Raw genomic sequence first — 17,391 nt, forward strand, 5'->3', positions numbered from 1 at the left:
TTAAGTGGCAAAAAAAGAACGCGAAAACAGCCACTAATTATCGTTATTAGAAAAAATATAAAACTAAAAGATTTCGGAAAAAAAATGACAAATATGATCTCCCGATACGCGAGGGTATCGGCGTGCTGTGTAGTATTGGCACTCACAAGTGTACCGGCTTACAGCCAATTTATGGGTGACAAACAGGCTAAGTTAGTCGTGACTGAGCCTGTCTCTTTTATGTATGAAACCCGAAAAGTGGAGGCTGTGGGTAGTGCCGAGGCGCTTCGCTCCATTGCACTTTACCCCGCCGTTGCCGATGAAGTCATCGAAGTCAATTTTGTTCCTGGCCAACTTGTTGAAGCTGGGAAAGTATTAATAAAGCTAGATAATCGTCGCCAGAAGAATGCCGTTAAGCGTGCTGAGCTAACATTAAAGGATGCACAGCGTACGCTTGATAGACTTATCACCAGCCATGCCCAAGGCGCAGTGCCTATCAGTGAACTTGACCTTGCCCGCACTCAGCGTGACTTAGCCGAAGTGGCTTTGGAAGAGGCTATTGTCGACTTAGATGACCGTTTTATAAAAGCACCTTTTGACGGCGTTGTCGGCATTACTGACATTGAAGTAGGCGACCGAATTAACGAGCAAACGTTAATCACTACGCTTGACCACAGAAGCAAGCTTTACATTAATTTCAAAGCCCCAGAAGCGGCATTACCTGTGCTGATGAACGCGCCCGATGTGACATTGGAACCTTGGAGTGACCGTGAAGTGTCCATTAAAGCCGAGATTGCACAAATTGACTCGCGCATTAACGAAGCAGATCGTACCTTGCGAGCCCGCGCACTGTTAGACAACTCAGCAGACAAATTTCGCCCTGGCATGAGCTTTCGGGTGAATTTAAGCATTAAAGGCGACCGTTATGCAGCCATTCCAGAAGCCGCATTACTATGGGGTGCCACTGGCGCATACATTTGGCTTGCAGAATCTGGAAAAGCGAAACGGGTTGATGTGAATGTTCATCAACGTTTGCGTGGCGCGATTTTAGTGTCTGGCGCCATTAGCGAAGGCGACACGTTAATTGCTGAAGGTGTACAACGCCTTCGAAATGGACAAGCGATTACGACGGAATTGGTTGGGGGCCCCGCCAATGAGTAACGCGCCGGTAACCAATGACCTTCCCTCTTTATCAATTCGACGACCGGTACTCATTGTTGTTCTTAACTTACTTATTGCAATTGCTGGTTTATCGGCACTAAGTGCACTAGAAGTTCGAGAACTTCCCGATGTAGATACGCCAAGAATTACGGTTACCGCCACTTACCCTGGTGCATCACCGGAAACCGTAGATGCAGAGGTTACCAGTCGCCTAGAAGGCGCGGTAGCTCGTGTTAGCGGCGTAAAAAATATTTCCGCACAAAGCGAAGAAAATTCAGCACGTATAAGGGTAGAGTTTCGCGCTGGCGTTAACTTAGAAGATGCCGCTAACGAAACCCGAGAGTCGGTGAGCCGCGTTCAGCGACAGCTACCGGATGATGTCGAAGAGCTTGCGATTATTCGCGCAGACAGTGATGCGCAAGCGGTGGTAAGCCTTGCGATTTCAAGCGACACCTTAGACATGGAAACCTTAACTGAGCGTGTTGACACCGATGTGGCTCCGCTTTTTTTGAGCATTCCTGGGGTGGCCGATGTCAGTATGAGTGGCGACAGAGAACGTGTACTTAGGGTATCCGTTGACCCACTTCGTTTAACCAGCTTTGGGTTATCGATGGCTGAAATTGCCAGCGCACTAGCGCTAGCCCCTTTTGATGTGCCCGCAGGGAGTATTCAATCTTCCGACCAAGCCTTAATTGTGCGCGCCGACGCTACATCAGTTAGTGCTGAAGATGTAGGTAATATTGTTGTTTCAGGTGATATACGAATCGGCGACGTAGCCAGTGTGTATTTTGGTCCTGCCGATTCCAGCAGTATGGTTCGCCTTGATGGCCGCCCGGTTATTGGTTTAGGCGTTATCCGCCAAGCCAGTTCAAACACCATTGAAATTTCAGATGAAGTGCTTTCTATGGTGAAAGACTTAGACAAACGCTTTACGGATATGAAGATTGTAGTGACATCTGACGACGCTGAATTTATTCGAGACTCGGTAAAAGAAGTGGTGGTATCGCTGAGTCTTACCGTGGCGTTAGTTGTTCTCACTTTACTCGTGTTTATTGGCTCTTGGCGAGCCACTATTGTGCCAGCCCTGAGTATTCCTGTCTCACTGGCCGGCGCGCTAGGTATTATTTGGGCCATGGGCTTTTCAGTTAACATTCTAACCTTATTGGCGTTGGTACTTGCCACAGGCATGATTGTTGATGACGCCATTGTGGTATCTGAAAACATTCAGCGCAGAAGAGCCATGGGGCTTGGTCCTCGGGCAGCAGCGGTTATTGGTACTCGTGAAGTATTCTTTGCGGTTATTGCTACCACGGCAGTATTAGCCTCGGTGTTTATACCCATTGCATTCCTGCCATCTACCGCAGGACGCTTATTTAGAGAATTCGGCGGCGTGCTAGCTGGGGCAGTTATCATATCTTCGTTTGTTGCTTTATCGTTAGTACCCGCGCTTACCGCTAGGCTTTCGAAAAAGCAATCTACGAAGTCGGGCTTTTTCGATGCCACCTTTGGCCGCTTCGGTCACGCCTGTTTACGTTTGTATCAAAAGTCACTGGTGTTTGCGCTAAAATACGCATGGGCGGTAGGCATAGTAAGCTTATTGGCTGGCGGTGGTGCGTACTTGCTGGCAAAGAATATCGATAATGAATTAATGCCAAGTGAAGATAGAGGCACAATTCGTATATTTGCTCGCGGGCCTGATGGTGCAGGCTTGAACTTCATGGACCGACAGGCCGAGAAGATGGAAGAAATGCTATTCCCTTATGTAGAAAACGGCACCATCGACTCAATTTATACGGTGGTGGGGCAATGGGATCCTAATATTGTATTTATTACGGTTCCGCTTAAGCATTGGGATGATCGCGACAAGTCGTTACAAGATATCGTGGGTGAAATTCGCCCTGGCTTGCAAGCCATTCCAGGAGCGCCGGGCAATGCCTTTGGCGGAAACAGCCTTAATTTACGGGGTCAAGGTGGTGGTTTAGAACTGGCACTTACTGGTGATACCTATGAAAATATTCATAAAGCGGCGTTAGCGTTTGCTATCGAGATAGAAAATGCGTTACCTGAAGTGGGTAGACCGCAAATTAGCTACGACCCTACTCAGCCTCAAATGCGAGTTAATATTGACAGACGTCGTGCAGAGGAATTAGGTGTACCACTGCCTGATATTGCCAGCGCCCTTCGCGCTGCGGTAAATGGTGATGATATTGCTGATTTAAACGTGGGTGACCAAGCCATTCCCATCATGCTACAAACCAATAATAGAAATTCTATTAACCCCTCAGACCTTACTAATCTGTATGTGAAAAGCAGTACTGGCAACCTGGTGCCATTATCCAGTGTCGCATTTATTACTGAAGAAGGTGTGGCCGCTGAACTTGAACGCCAAGCGCAGCGCCGTGCAATTAATATCGAGATGGATTTGCCGGAAGACTTAGCGTTAAGTGATGTAGTAGACAGCATTCGCGAACTTGGTAACGAAACGCTACCCGATGGCATGGGATTAGTATTCTTAGGTGAAGCACAAACCTATGAAGAAACGTCTAAGCAAGTCGCCCTAACCTACGTACTCGCATTTATTATTGTACTGCTAGTGTTGGCAGCGCAGTTTGAAAGTGTGAATTCTGCCGTTGTGGTAATGTTAACGGTGCCCTTCGGTATTGCTGCGGCTATTTATGCCCTGTACCTAACCAGCACAAGCATTAACATTTACTCGCAAATTGGCTTGGTAATGCTAATAGGACTATTGGCGAAAAATGCCATCTTACTTATTGAGTTTGCCGATCAGTTACGGGATAAAGGCTATAGCGTTTACGATGCCATTATAGAAGCGGGTCGCGTTCGTCTTCGCCCAATCATGATGACATTGGTGTCCACTATATTAGGCGGCTTGCCTCTGATACTTTCAACAGGCGCAGGTGCCGAAGCGCGAAATGCGATTGGTTGGGTTGTCTTTGGTGGACTAGGTATTGCGGTGGTCTTTACCTTATACCTAACGCCAGTGCTATATCTTGCATTAGCAAGATTTACTAAACCTCGCGCCGATGAAAGTCAGCGGTTGGAGGGAGAGATGCGAGACGCTGAACTGCGCGAAGAAGCTAGTGTAAGTTAAGGCCTACTTAGAAGGCGTAAATACCCGCTTACTCCTTTCTGCTTCTAATATTCCTTTAAAGCCTCGTTTTTAACGAGGCTTTTTTATACTTCAGTAGCTGATACACGCAGCGCTATTTTGTTGGCATCATCATTATAACTATCATCAACCTTGCACTTTCTTCACTGATAGCAAAAAGTTATCACCCTGATAGTTAAAATATCGCATAAAATAGTTCATTCATGCCCATCTCACTGTTTATTTCATTTCCTAGCTCTTACAATCCGCGCGAATAAAAATTGCTGTTAGGAACTGACACCATGTTAGACGTGGCACTCATTGTCATCGCCATTCTTGCACTACTGTGCGTTATCTTTGAAGACCTCATTCATGTAGACAAAGCCAAGACCACCCTTTTGCTAGGGACTATTTCTTGGTTACTACTATTTATATTTTCCTCTTCTATTTCTCAGACTGAGCACATCAACAACGCGTTAATGAGTAACCTTACCGAAATTTCCACATTGTGGTTGTTTTTGGTGGCAGCGATGACCTTCGTGGCGTATTTAAACCGGAAAGGTTTAATTGAAAATGTAATGAATATTGTGATGCCCGAGAAAATTAGTTTGAAAGCATTACTGTTTTTCACTGCTATTTTCAGTTTTTGCTTCTCCTCATTAGCCGATAACATTACGGCAACTCTGGTATCAATTGCGTTAGTGCTATCTTTGGGCTTGCCATTAAAACAGACTATCCGTTTTTCCGTTCTGGTGGTGTTTGCTGTCAATTCAGGTGGGGTCTCATTGATTACCGGCGATGTCACAACCTTGATGATTTTCCTGCAACACAAAGTGTCTATTACCGAACTTCTCATGCTGATTGGCCCATCGTTTGTCACCGTGATGTTGCTAGCTGCATTACTGAGTATTGGTATTACTGGGGAAGTAAGAATTAAAAAGCAGCGAAATGATATTGCATCGGTGGATTACATCATTGCCGCCATATTTCTTGCTACCATACTATTTACATTGGCCGCCAACGTCATATTTTCCATTCCGCCGGTTCTTAGCTTTTTAACCGGTATGGCAGTCATGTTTATGGTGGCAACGCTCTACGGGAAACATAACGACAACGACCCCATACTCGACTACATTCGGTACATTGAATTCGATACCCTGCTGTTTTTCTTAGGTGTGCTGCTCCTTGTAGGCATGTTGGAACATATTCACGCCCTTAATGGCTTTATGTATTTATACGATTCACTGCCTGTGAGTGTAGCCAATTACCTAATGGGGATAGTGTCTTCCATGATAGATAACGTACCGTTAACCGCAGCGTTATTAAAAGCTGATATCGCAATGACGACACCCGAGTGGTTATCGTTCACTTATGCGGTGGGTGTGGGAGGCTCTTTATTAGTAATAGGATCTGCAGCGGGTATTGTGGCCATGAGTAAGGTGGAAGGGCTAACGTTTGCAACCTTCTTACGTTACTCTGGCCTATTACTACTTGCTTATAGTGTTGGCTACGCCATGGTATTACTGTTAGCGAATGCGCTGTACTAGCAAAGACAAGTATTGAGATCACTATTTATTGACCGCACGCTTTGCTAGCTATGTTTAGAAACTTGTGTTGCCGAACATCTAGCGAAGATCTAGGCGTTTGCCCAAGCTCTAGGCAGCTAGTGCGGCGCTTGGTTGTTAAGCTGATTAGACAGCGTACTGCTGCCTGCTATCAATGCCTTGGCCAATAGTTTGTGGGTAAGTACCGATAACAGCTCTGTTTCTGCTTCACTTCGCTCTCCATCAACGCCAGTGATTGCCATGGCAACCTCTAGGGTTTTTTCCGCGTTAAAAGATAGGTCATCTTTTAACGCGCGCATGAACTCAAGTTCATCGCCAGTATCAATAGCTTGTCTGGTCTGGTAAATCGTATCGTTTAAAAAAGCTTCCCGGCAGATTGGACTCTGCCAATCTAGTTCTTCAACCATGGAATTGAGATAATCTTGTTCAGATAACGTCACCATACCGTCTACTTGGTATAACAATACTGACAATTTGATAAGTGCTTGGTTAAAGGTTTGTTGCTGTGAAAGTTGCATAGTTTCATCCTCTTCGTGCCATACGCATTGGCACCACTACTTGCCCGCATCCTGCTAGGCAGTTTATTGTTTTTCACGAGAGTATTAATGTTGCTCCTGCTCGTTGACAGCTATATTACGCCACCATGAACAATTAAGTTCAATGTGTGAATTAAATGTAAAATAACTGTTGCTATTATAGTCTTTTCTTTGCGAGATCCAAGTAAACTTGCGTATAAGAAGCCCGAAATAAGTGTAAAGACAAATGTAAAAACCAATATAATAAATAGAGCCGCTAGCGCAGCCCTAGGGTGATATCGTTAATGTAGAAGTTGCCTGTAAACGTTTTGTCATTTTCACCATGAGGATCGAGGGCAAAAAATTGCTTTTCTTGATCGGCAAGCGCTTGATAGCCTCCAATCACTTGATACATCCATACCTCACGATCAAACGCTAACGCTTTTTCTTCATAATAGGTTAACGCTGTTTTCGGTTGGCCCGAATCAATAACCTCACAGAAGAAGTCTTCTATGGCTAACTGTAATTCATCCTTTTCAAGAGATACCGTAGATTGTTCGGTTACATCGATATCTTGCTGTGGTTCAGCATCATCATGTTTAGTAGCACGTTGATGAATATGCGTAAGCGAGGACACAATCTCTTGGTAATCGTTTTCGTGCTCAACATTATTCACATCTGGCGCAGCGGCACTCATCACGCTGCTTGATTGATTAAACAGTACTGGCACTTGCGTCAAGTTAGTGTAGTTACCCGGCGCAAAGTCAGGGTGTTGCTCCATGTGTAGCAAGTAGCCCTTAAGCAAGCGAGTACGACCTTGGAATTCTCGAAACCGGCCAAGTAAATCTATCAAACGCGCTTGCACCACCGAGAGTTCTTGCGCGGCTTTTGAAAAGCGCTGCTGCAAAGACACCACCAGCAAATGGCGAAGTTCGCGGTTTGAACCCGCTATTTCACTTAATTCATCGAAGCGGAAACATTCCAGCTGTGATAGCAAGTCAGTCACCTGCCCTTGCGCTAGTTCATTTTCACGAATTTTCGCATCTACCGACGACACATAACCAAACTCATTAGTAATGCGCCCGAACAACACACGTACGCTGTTCGATAAAGACTCTGACAGTTGATACACATGCTCGGTTAAATCGCTCATGTGCGCAGCGGATTCGTTGTATTTATTGTAATGCAGGGCTTCTTTATAATGCTCTGCTAAGGTTTTTAAACTCGCGAGCGACGCACCGATATTGGCATTAATGGTGCGGTTTCTTTCATCTTGTAAGCTACCTTCTAGTAACGTACGAACTGCACTTTTAAGTCGTAATTCACTTTGCGATTCAGGGCGCCACAGCACACCAAGCTGCACCAATTGCTCTAATACCTTAGGGCTGTGGTTTTGCTCATCAACCGTGCCGTTTATATAAACCTGCATGATAAGGTCGCTGTGCTTACCCAATGCATTTAGTAAGCGAGCACCTGTTTGAATAAGCGCTTGGCTCATAACAAACTACCCTGGGTAATAGCAGCATCAGCTTGCTCAGATAAACTTAACGCTTCTGTTTCATCAATAAAACGCAGCATTTCATACAAGTGCTCTACTTTACCGGTGGCAAGGTAAATCTGCTTTTCTGGGTTTGGCTTGGTTAAGTAACCCATTTCGGTTAAGCGTTTAAATACCTGCTTTAACTGGCCATCTAAATTCACGCTGGTAGAACCAAACATGCGGTAACGAGAAATTTTCTCTAGTTGCTCGGCATACGCAGGGGTATCTTCAATAGTAGTTTGCAGTTCGTTTAAGCGAATAGCGTTGCCCATAGTCACCGGCATATCAGACTCATTGGCTTGTTGTACTAACAACAACCATTCCACCAGCGGCACTAAGTTCGACGCAGTATCCTGAAACTGTTGGGTTAGAATTTTGCGCTCTGCCTCACCAATGGTTAAGTAACTGGCAAAAAAAACATCGCCTTCAGCTGTGCTTGAAAGTGTGCGGTTTAGCAATGCTAAATGAGGCTCTAATTGCTGAGCTTTCTCACGGTTTTTCAAAAAGCGCCATGCTTCTTCGTCAGTAACCTGACAAATAAAAGTCCCTTGCAATAGTGCGCTTAACACGCGGCCTTGTTCCGTCATCATGATAATGTCTCCTGGCTAGCGGCATTCCCTTTATCTTGTGCTTTTTTAGCCTGTAGGCGAGCAGCAATACCACTGGTTCTCGGCTGAACTACCTGCAACTGGCGGGTGACTTTGTCAATAAGGTAGCGATTCTCAAACAAAGTCAGTACTTCCGATTCAGGGTTCGGGAATGCGCCTACAACACTAATATTGTTGTTCTGACAGGCATCGAAAATTTTCTTCACGTTGCTTTGATGCAGTGTACCCAACTCATCAATGGGCCAGTGTACGGTTGCTTCTGCATCGCCTCGCAATAAACGGGTAAAGGCCAGTAAGAACTTACATAAAATAAGGTAAGCCATACCATGACTAGACGATTCATTTAACTGGCGATCGGTGCGAATAACCAAGTCGCTCTTGCCTTCACGTAAATGAAGTTCGATATCAAGCAATTTACTGATGCCGCCAGTAAGTGCAGCGCGCCCTAAAATGTCTAGCACACGACGCATACTTAGCCCGTACTCTTCATCAGGCAAGGTATTTGCGCCCTCTTCCATCCAGTGCTCGTACAGCTTTCTAAACTGCTCTAGTTCTGGCCAAAATTCTAGCTCGCTAATGCGAGAGCGAATCTTCACCGCAGAATCAGACACACCATCTAGGAACAATTCACCGTCAACTTCTTGAGTAATTCGGCGGCTTTGCGACACAATACGCTTGTCTATATCTGCAAGTACAAAGTAGTACTGAGACAAATCGGCACCGAATATTCTGCCTTGCTCACGTAAGCCTTGTAGTTTCTGCGGCACTATTACATTAAGCAACTGAGATAAGTGAGATACCATACGGCGATGGTCGAAGCTCTTTACCCCGTGGGCGTTAATAGTGGCGCATTCTTCACGCGCGCGTTCCCAGGTATCAGACAGCCCAGTTCCAGCTTGCGCTGCAATTAGCTGATCGAATCTTTCTACATAAGCACGAATATCGCTATAAAGGGTGTCTCGTTCTTGCAAATGCCCTTGTACTTCAGAAATACGCTGGTTCACACTGACATCGTCATGCTTAATTTCAGTAAACTCTTTTGCAGCTTGCAGGGTAAGCTTACTGAGTGATTTGCTTAACGTACGAACTTGTTCTAGTTGATCTGTTGCAGTTTTCAGCCTAGTTTCAAGTGAAGCCTGCATCTCAAGTAGTTGTTCACGCGTCGCTTTATATTCACTTTGCTTTTGAGCCAAACCGCGCTCAGATTCCCCTAACGATTTCCGCGCTTTTGCCAGTTCGTCTTGCCATACCACTTTTTGTTTAGTGAATATGGTAGTGTACCAACGCTCATAATCGGCCACTTTATGGCGGTGGGTTTCGGTGCGGTTTATATCTTCTTTCAGCTTATTAATTTGCTTCTTAAGCTGACCTATTTCGTCGATGTCTACACCGCGATTATTCAGCTCATTTTCAAGCCACTTTTGCATATCTTCACGGTCGCGAGCGGCATTCGCTTTTGCCTGCTGCATGTCTTTATCAATTTGAGAAATACGCCCTGTGCTATCGGCAATTAGCTGTTGCCAATGGAAGCTATGTTCTGTTTCCGACTCTCGCTGCTGATCTTTTATTTCGTCACGGCTAAGTTCATATTGGGCTTTGGCTTGTTTTTGGGCTTGAAGATTAGCTTCAAGCTTTGTTTTCGCCTTTTGCTTGCGTGCGGAAAGCGCCTGCTGATATTCACTTAACAGGCTATCACGGTCTTGTTGAGCGCGCTTACGGCTAGCTTCAGCACTTTTAACCGCATTGTCTTTTTGCGTCATCGACAATTCAGCATTGCGAACATCTTCATTGGCTTTAGCTAAGCGCGTTTCGCATTCATTCTGCGCAGCAAGGGATGCCGCTTGACGAGTTTCAGCTAACTGAAGCTGTTGCTTCAAGGCTTGTTCAGTTTGCGCGTATTCTGGCGTTTCAAGCTCTGAGAGGGCTAAGTTGATGCCCATCAGCGAAGTGCTAGTTCCGCTGGTGTCTGATTTAGCGTCTTCGGCAGCTTTAGTCACGCTGGGGCTTAAGTCGTTCCGGTCTAACAATTCAGGGCGAAGTACTTTACCTAGGGTTAATTCCCAATCATCAACATTGGCACGTAAGAACTCTAGCAATGAGCCCTCACCTGGGTACAGCAAGCTATTGATTTTTGAAACTGCACTTTCTTCTTTTTGAAAGGCAACGCGCGCTTTATCAAGGGCGTTTGAAGCATCTTGCCTAAACTGCACCGCTTTACTATGGGCTTGCTGAGTTTGTCGGTAAGCCGCTCGAGCTGCATCTTCGTTAACTGACGCTTCTTTAGTGGCGGCATCAAGCAAATCTAATTGCGACTGCTCAAATTCGTTGTAACCCGCGTTAGATAGCGAGGCCTTTAGTTCAGCTTCCGCGACTTTAAGTTCACCAGAGGCGGTTTGATAATTTGCTTGTAAGGTGCTGAGCTGGCCTGCGTAATCATCGCGAATGCGGGCAATGGCTTCATGTTCTTGTTGCGTTTGCTCTGCTTTGGTTTCCGCTGCCTCTTGCCTAGCCGCTGATAGCGACTCTAAGGAAAGTGACAACTTATCGCCTAGTTCAGCCAATCGCTTGTTATAGGCTGATTCTATATCTTGGTGTTTTTCGGTAAGTAATAGATAGCGGCTGTCGGCCAATTCACGGGCGTTTTGCCATTGCGCTAAATTAGCAACGTCTTCTTTTAACTGGTCGATATTCTGGTCTTGCCATTTATCGAATTCACGTTCAACGGTATCCAGTTCACTGGTGTATTTTTCAACATCGGCCCGGGCAGACGAAATAACTTGATTAAGATGATCCCGCGTATCGTGCCACTGACTATCAGTTTGTTTACGCTGGAAGGTATTCTCGTCTAATTCGTTTTTAGTGGTATCAACGCGAGTAGATAAGTGTACCTTATCAAGCTCAAAGCTATGCTTTAAGTTGGCTAACAGTTGCTCAATGCTGCTTAACGCCATATCGGCTTGTTCAAGTTTGCTGAACTCAGGGCGAATATTGTCGAACTGTTTAATTAACTGGCACTCTTTAATCCAGTCATCAACACGATTACGGCTTAAGCCTGATGTAGGCGGTGTTACCCCATCTTCTTCCAAAATAGCGGCAATCATGGCTTTGATGGTTTCCATCTTGCCTTCTTTTGAATGCACTGCTTTTGCAAGCTTTTCAATATGACGCATATGCTTGCTGGGCTCGCACAGGCTGAATATTTTGGCGTAACCTAATAGTTCTCGACCGTTACCGCTTTGGTTTAATACACCATGATCGTTTTGTACAATCGCGCGGAAATCTTTGGTGTTCAGCAAACTGGTTACCATCACGTTATTGCGTTTCATTGCGCGAGCAAGTTCTGCACTGCTTACGCTAACGTGTTTACCACTTTTTTGCTTAATTAAGTAATCGTCAATATCGAACGGTTTACCTACTAAGCGATAGTTAACGCCCGTGCCATTAGAGCTTAAAACCGCTTGGCATATATCACCGTCGGCGCGGGCATACTCATAAATAATAAAGCTAGATAAACGAGGTAAGTACCAACGTTCAAAACTGTCACGGGTGGCTGGTACTACACGACTAGGATATTCGCCGTAAAAAACTGGAATGAGCCGCTGCAAAGTCGTTTTACCCGATGCATTCGTACCACAGATGTTGGTATGCCCATCAAGCTTTAATTCAACCACACCCGGCAAATGGGTATCGATGAGAACAATACGTTTTAAGCCTGCCATTCAGTATCCTATTATTTTGAGTATCAGCACACAGCCCCCTTTGGAGCTTGAAGCACATTTATCTATTTTAAACGTTGTATTTTTACAATTAACAAATTGCACCTCAGATGCTACTTGTAAATCGATTAATGAGCCGTTCAGTGTATTATGAAATGAATGATTTGCACAGGCAGTATGAAGAGACAAACACAGTAGAATGAATGACTGCTGTTTTTTTACGCAATGGTGATAAGTGTTGTACTAAAAAGGGAAAGTTAAGCGACTACCTTGGCAGTAGTAACGTGGAAACCATGCTTAGTAAGCCATGCGAAACCTTCGCTCGAATTCTCGACATGACAAATATTGTCCTTGTGTTTCTCTGCATCTAACATGCGATTAAGCTGGTACGTTTTAAGTGCGTGATCTTTATAGACCCTTGCAGTATGTGTCATATTATTAACTTGTGCCCAAACAAGCATTTCATTAATGACAGGCTCTACGTCTGGGGTAGACAACGCCCATTCGTCAAAATAAACAAGGTGTGCCCAAGGAGTATGATTAAGCTGTCGGCCTACTTTTTTAAATTCTTGGCTAAATTTCTCTGCAATAGCAAGATCCCAAGCGCCTTTGACATGCACAATCACCACATTATTGTCTGTTCTAATGAAGTAGTTCGCTTTGATCATTATGGTCTCGTATCAAAAACTAATCGCGTAAGACTTTATTATAGCTCACGGTTGTCTAAACCATAATTTTACTAACTGATAAAATTCACTTAATTAGCAATACAGGAGCGGTGATAGACGCGAAAACTGCTTACGTTCTGTCACTTAAACCAAACGACTCGCCTATAGAATTTGATGCAAGAAAATAAAAAAAGCCCCATCTTAAAGGATGAGGCTTTCAACATAATTAATTTTTTTAGGCTATCTTGGAGGGAACATACCACCACCGCCGCCGAAGCCACCAGGGCCCCCACCACCAAAGCCACCTGGACCGCCCGGCCCACCAGGAGGCATCATGCCTTTCATCTGGCGCATCATTTTCTTCATGCCGCCACCAGACATTTTCTTCATCATTTTTTGCATTTGAGTAAACTGCTTAAGTAAACGGTTCACATCCTGAATCTGAGTACCAGAACCTGCAGCAATACGACGTTTACGAGACCCTTTGATGATATCAGGGCGAGAGCGTTCAGCGGGTGTCATCGAGTTAATGATGGCTTCCATCTGATTGAACTGCTTGTCGTTGGCTTGCTCTTTGATTTTTTCAGACATACCGCCCATACCCGGCAGTTTGTCCATCATTCCCATCATGCCGCCCATGTTCTTCATTTGCTCAAGCTGATCTTTAAAATCTTGAAGATCGAAGCCTTTACCTTTTTGAACTTTCTTGGCCAGTTGTTCCGCTTTGTTACGGTCAACTTTACGTTCTACTTCTTCAATTAAGCTGAGTACATCACCCATACCTAAAATACGTGAAGCGATACGCTCTGGGTGGAATGGCTCTAGTGCATCTACTTTCTCGCCCATACCGATAAACTTAATAGGTTTACCTGTAATATGACGAACAGAAAGGGCAGCACCGCCTCGCGCATCACCATCGGCTTTCGTTAAGATTACACCGGTTAATGGTAGTGCATCGTTAAAGGCTTTTGCTGTATTTGCCGCATCTTGCCCTGTCATGGCATCAACCACGAACAAGGTTTCAATTGGCTTAACAGCAGCGTGTAAGTCTTTAATCTCGTCCATCATGTCATTATCGACATGCAAACGACCTGCGGTATCAACTAGCAGTACATCAAAGAAGTTTTTCTTCGCTTCATTAATGGCGCCTTCAACAATGTGAATAGGCGTTTGCAAAATAGTTGACGGGTGAAAAGATACATTCACTTCACTAGCAAGGGTTTCCAATTGTTTGATCGCCGCTGGGCGATAAACATCGGCACTTACTACCATAACCTTTTTCTTTTCACGCTCGGTTAGATATTTAGCAAGTTTAGCCACTGAGGTGGTTTTACCCGCCCCTTGAAGGCCTGCCATTAAAATAACTGCAGGAGGCTGAGTGGCAAGGTTTAGCTTTTCGTTCGCTTCACCCATTACCGCTTCTAGCTCAGACTGAACAATCTTAATAAAGATTTGCCCAGGCTTCAGGCTCTTAGTGACTTCAGTCCCTACTGCACGTTCTTTAACTTGTGCAACGAAGGATTTGATAACCGGTAATGCAACATCCGCTTCAAGTAACGCCATGCGCACTTCGCGAAGCGTTTCTTTGATGTTGTCTTCTGTAAGACGCCCCTTACCACTGACATTTCGTAATGTCTGGCCTAAGCGTTCTGATAAATTTTCAAACATAGTATGAAACTTCTATTTATTTCAGACGTAATGCGCCTATTGTAACGTAAAAGGGCGACTTAACGTACCGTCTAGTGAAGGAAATTTCTTTCCTCTGTCTACTGCTCATGCATACAAGCCTGCCATGAGCCGCCATTAAACTAATTCAGATGGTTATTGTCTCATCTCGTAGGCTTGCATGCGAGGGAATTAAACGAACTCTATTGCCCCAATACATGGTACTTGCATAAAGAAAAACAAGGAGACGGTTGAATTTAAGCTCAACTTCCAGTATCAATACCGCCAGTATTGGTGATAAACACCATTTTTTACAGGAAACATCATGAACACCGCTTTCGCCATTGCCGCCGCTGCGCTTTACGCTATGGCCGCCATTGTTTTACTTGGCAAGTTTGTACACCAAGAAGGCCCGAACAAACGCTTAGGCTTAGGCATTGCTAGCTTAGGTGTTGTTGCGCACATTGCGTTTTTGCTTAACGTTATTATAGTAGCGCCTGGCCAAGACATGAGTATTACCAACGTGCTTTCATTAGTAGCTTGGATAATCACCACCGCCATGCTGATATTTGCTCGCGCTATTCCCAATCTTATTTTGCTTCCAGTGGTGTTTGGGTTTGCTAGCTTATCGGTACTAGCCTCGTTGTTTATTCCCGTGTCTTATATTATGCATATAGAGTTGCAACCAGGGCTAGTGGTGCATATCAGCTTATCTTTGTTTGCTTATTGCACACTGGTTATTGCCTTTCTTTATGCCTTGCAGATGTCATACATTACCTATCGATTGAAACAAAAAGGCGCAACGCTGTTACATTCATCTTTGCCACCTTTGATGTTAGTAGAAGGCATATTGTTTAAGCTTTTGCTGGCAGGAACGTGCTTGCTATCTGTGTCACTTCTTAGCGGGTTTGTTTTCTTAGATGATATGTTTAATAAAACGTATGCGCATAAAACGGTGCTATCAAGTGCCGCGTTAGTGGTGTACTTAATATTATTGATAGGTCAGAAGCTTCGAGGATGGCGCGGAAAACAAGTGATATTCATGACAGTACTCGGTGTTATTTTACTGTCACTTGCGTACTTCGGTAGTAAATTAGTTCGAGAAATATTGCTATAAATCGCCATTAATCCAAATGAATTAGTCAAATTTACGTGCACACCTTGCGTATGCTGCGTATATTGCACATGTAGACCCAATTTCAAATTACAGTATTTGAACATCAATAAATGATAGGAACCCAATAGTTGGACGACATATCTACGAGTACGCTGTTTATCGCGCTCGGCGTACTCATATTACTTTCTGCGTATTTCTCTAGTTCTGAAACAGGCATGATGTCGATAAACCGATATCGCCTTAAGCACCTGCAAAACGAAGGCAATAAATCTGCCCAACGGGTTCAAAAACTTCTCGACCGCCCCGATAGACTTATAGGTCTTATCTTAATAGGGAACAACCTTGTTAATATTGCCGCTTCATCGTTAGCGACAATTATTTGTATTCGCTTGTTTGGCGATTATTGGGGCTTATTTGCAGCCACCTTTGGCTTAACTTTAATTTTGCTTATTTTTGCTGAAGTTACCCCGAAAACATTAGCTGCGCTTTACCCAGAAAAAGTGGCCTTCCCAAGTTCGGTAATACTATTACCCTTGTTAACGATACTTTATCCGTTCGTGGCTTTTATCAATGGCATCACCAATGGCATTTTAGCGCTGCTCAAAATTAGCCCCGCAGATGGCAATGACGACTCTTTAAGTCGCGAAGAATTACGTACCGTTGTTTATGAAGCCGGAAGCCTTATTCCCAAAAAACACCAAGATATGTTGGTGAGTATTTTGGATTTAGAGAGCGTAACAGCGGAAGATATTATGGTGCCAAGAGCTGAAATTGTTGCCATAGATATTAACGACGAATGGAAGCGAATTCAGAAGCACCTTACCCACGCTCAACATACCCGTGTGTTACTTTACCGCGATAGCATTGATGATGCAGTAGGGTTTGTACATGTGCGCGACGCCCTTCGCTTGTTGTCGAAAGACCAGTTCACTAAATCGAGTCTGCTTCGTGCGGTAAGAGAAATATACTACACGCCAGAATCTACGCCATTACATACGTTGATGTATAAGTTCCAAGCAGAAAAAGAACGTATCGCGCTCGTTGTCGACGAGTATGGCGATATTATGGGTTTGGTTACATTAGAGGATATTCTCGAAGAAATCATCGGTGACTTCACCACCAGCATGGTGCCTGATCACAGTAAAGAAGCGCACGTTCAGCAAGATGGCTCTGTATTGGTAGATGGCAGTGCTAATATTCGTGACCTTAATAAAGAAATGGATTGGAACTTGCCTACTGAAGGGCCGAAAACATTGAATGGGCTATTGCTAGAGTATTTAGAAGAGATTCCAGAGAACAAAGTGAGTGTTCGCTTGGCAGGTTACCCGTTAGAGATTGTGGATATTACAGAAAACATGATCAAAACGGTTCGCATTATGCCGGAGTACTTCAACGCCCCCCAGTCTGGCGCTTCAGACTAGATTTTATCTACTGCTTTTTGAGCACGTTTGGCAAGCACTTGCGCTTTTGCAGCCGCAACCTTGTCAGACAACGTAGTCAATTTTGTAATAATGTCCTGCATCTCCTCGTCTTCGCGCAAATCTGCTTCCGCCATATGCGACTGCAATGAACGCTTGAGGAGTTCAGGAATAGATTTGCTGGTCATTCCCCACCCTGCTTTCGAATAAACTTTGACACTCTCAATAATTATTATCGGTCAAAAACAAAACTTCTGAAGCAAAATCCACAAATAAATCTTTAGTCTAATGTAACCATTGTCATTCAAGCCAGATACACCACGTGTATCG

Annotated in this window: 12 protein-coding genes; 5 read left to right on the forward strand and 7 right to left on the reverse strand. The window is 44.5% G+C overall.

Annotation, left to right across the window (positions count from 1 at the left end):
- Positions 1-93 precede the first annotated feature (93 nt).
- The 3 genes from AV939_RS08985 to nhaD all read left to right on the forward strand — a co-directional run bounded on the left by AV939_RS08985 (position 94) and on the right by nhaD (position 5,796).
- On the forward strand, positions 94-1,140 hold the full coding sequence (locus AV939_RS08985) for an efflux RND transporter periplasmic adaptor subunit (protein ID WP_372620357.1): 1,047 nt from the start codon (positions 94-96) through the stop codon (positions 1,138-1,140).
- On the forward strand, positions 1,133-4,252 hold the full coding sequence (locus AV939_RS08990; RefSeq protein WP_057793009.1) for an efflux RND transporter permease subunit: 3,120 nt from the start codon (positions 1,133-1,135) through the stop codon (positions 4,250-4,252). The genes AV939_RS08985 and AV939_RS08990 overlap by 8 nt, the downstream gene beginning before the upstream one ends.
- A gap of 299 nt (positions 4,253-4,551) precedes the next feature.
- The gene (gene nhaD, locus AV939_RS08995) at positions 4,552-5,796 is read left to right on the forward strand and encodes a sodium:proton antiporter NhaD (protein ID WP_057793011.1); all 1,245 of its coding nucleotides are present in this window, start codon (positions 4,552-4,554) and stop codon (positions 5,794-5,796) included.
- A gap of 116 nt (positions 5,797-5,912) precedes the next feature.
- On the opposite strand, the gene AV939_RS09000 is transcribed toward nhaD, so the two are convergent.
- From AV939_RS09000 to ffh, 6 genes are all read right to left on the reverse strand, one after another.
- Positions 5,913-6,332 (reverse strand): TerB family tellurite resistance protein, encoded by a 420-nt coding sequence (locus AV939_RS09000; RefSeq protein ID WP_013784908.1) that lies wholly within the window; start codon positions 6,330-6,332, stop codon positions 5,913-5,915.
- A gap of 274 nt (positions 6,333-6,606) precedes the next feature.
- On the reverse strand, positions 6,607-7,827 hold the full coding sequence (locus AV939_RS09005) for a hypothetical protein (protein ID WP_013784909.1): 1,221 nt from the start codon (positions 7,825-7,827) through the stop codon (positions 6,607-6,609).
- Positions 7,824-8,459, reverse strand: a complete 636-nt coding sequence (locus AV939_RS09010) for a condensin complex protein MksE (protein WP_013784910.1) — start codon at positions 8,457-8,459, stop codon at positions 7,824-7,826. Before AV939_RS09010 ends, AV939_RS09005 begins: the two co-directional genes overlap by 4 nt.
- On the reverse strand, positions 8,456-12,196 hold the full coding sequence (locus AV939_RS09015) for an ATP-binding protein (protein WP_057793013.1): 3,741 nt from the start codon (positions 12,194-12,196) through the stop codon (positions 8,456-8,458). Before AV939_RS09015 ends, AV939_RS09010 begins: the two co-directional genes overlap by 4 nt.
- Positions 12,197-12,450: 254 nt before the next feature.
- Positions 12,451-12,861 (reverse strand): hypothetical protein, encoded by a 411-nt coding sequence (locus tag AV939_RS09020; RefSeq protein WP_057793015.1) that lies wholly within the window; start codon positions 12,859-12,861, stop codon positions 12,451-12,453.
- Between the two features lie 240 nt (positions 12,862-13,101).
- Positions 13,102-14,529, reverse strand: a complete 1,428-nt coding sequence (gene ffh, locus AV939_RS09025; protein WP_057793017.1) for a signal recognition particle protein — start codon at positions 14,527-14,529, stop codon at positions 13,102-13,104.
- 322 nt (positions 14,530-14,851) lie between these two features.
- Between ffh and AV939_RS09030 the strand changes: the two genes are divergently transcribed.
- The gene (locus tag AV939_RS09030; RefSeq protein ID WP_057793019.1) at positions 14,852-15,643 is read left to right on the forward strand and encodes a cytochrome C assembly family protein; all 792 of its coding nucleotides are present in this window, start codon (positions 14,852-14,854) and stop codon (positions 15,641-15,643) included.
- A gap of 128 nt (positions 15,644-15,771) precedes the next feature.
- Positions 15,772-17,064 carry an HlyC/CorC family transporter gene (locus AV939_RS09035; RefSeq protein ID WP_057793021.1) on the forward strand — a complete coding sequence of 431 codons (1,293 nt, stop codon included), beginning with the start codon at positions 15,772-15,774 and terminating at the stop codon, positions 17,062-17,064.
- Here AV939_RS09035 and AV939_RS09040 read toward each other — a convergent pair.
- A complete protein-coding gene (locus AV939_RS09040; RefSeq protein ID WP_057793023.1) occupies positions 17,061-17,249 on the reverse strand; it encodes a hypothetical protein in 189 nt (62 codons plus the stop codon). The two genes, AV939_RS09035 and AV939_RS09040, sit on opposite strands and share 4 nt — an antisense overlap.
- Between the last annotated feature and the right edge of the window lie 142 nt (positions 17,250-17,391).

Source organism: Alteromonas sp. Mac1 (assembly GCF_001562125.1).
In the GTDB taxonomy this organism is placed as follows: Bacteria; Pseudomonadota; Gammaproteobacteria; order Enterobacterales; family Alteromonadaceae; genus Alteromonas; species Alteromonas stellipolaris.

Coding starts and splice junctions, on each gene's coding strand:
- AV939_RS09040 (WP_057793023.1), bottom strand. CDS start 17,249: ATGACCAGCAAATCTATTCCTGAACTCCTCAAGCGTTCATTGCAGTCG.
- AV939_RS09000 (WP_013784908.1), bottom strand. CDS start 6,332: ATGCAACTTTCACAGCAACAAACCTTTAACCAAGCACTTATCAAATTG.
- AV939_RS08990 (WP_057793009.1), top strand. CDS start 1,133: ATGAGTAACGCGCCGGTAACCAATGACCTTCCCTCTTTATCAATTCGA.
- AV939_RS09010 (WP_013784910.1), bottom strand. CDS start 8,459: ATGATGACGGAACAAGGCCGCGTGTTAAGCGCACTATTGCAAGGGACT.
- AV939_RS09015 (WP_057793013.1), bottom strand. CDS start 12,196: ATGGCAGGCTTAAAACGTATTGTTCTCATCGATACCCATTTGCCGGGT.
- AV939_RS09030 (WP_057793019.1), top strand. CDS start 14,852: ATGAACACCGCTTTCGCCATTGCCGCCGCTGCGCTTTACGCTATGGCC.
- ffh (WP_057793017.1), bottom strand. CDS start 14,529: ATGTTTGAAAATTTATCAGAACGCTTAGGCCAGACATTACGAAATGTC.
- AV939_RS08985 (WP_372620357.1), top strand. CDS start 94: ATGATCTCCCGATACGCGAGGGTATCGGCGTGCTGTGTAGTATTGGCA.
- AV939_RS09020 (WP_057793015.1), bottom strand. CDS start 12,861: ATGATCAAAGCGAACTACTTCATTAGAACAGACAATAATGTGGTGATT.
- AV939_RS09005 (WP_013784909.1), bottom strand. CDS start 7,827: ATGAGCCAAGCGCTTATTCAAACAGGTGCTCGCTTACTAAATGCATTG.
- nhaD (WP_057793011.1), top strand. CDS start 4,552: ATGTTAGACGTGGCACTCATTGTCATCGCCATTCTTGCACTACTGTGC.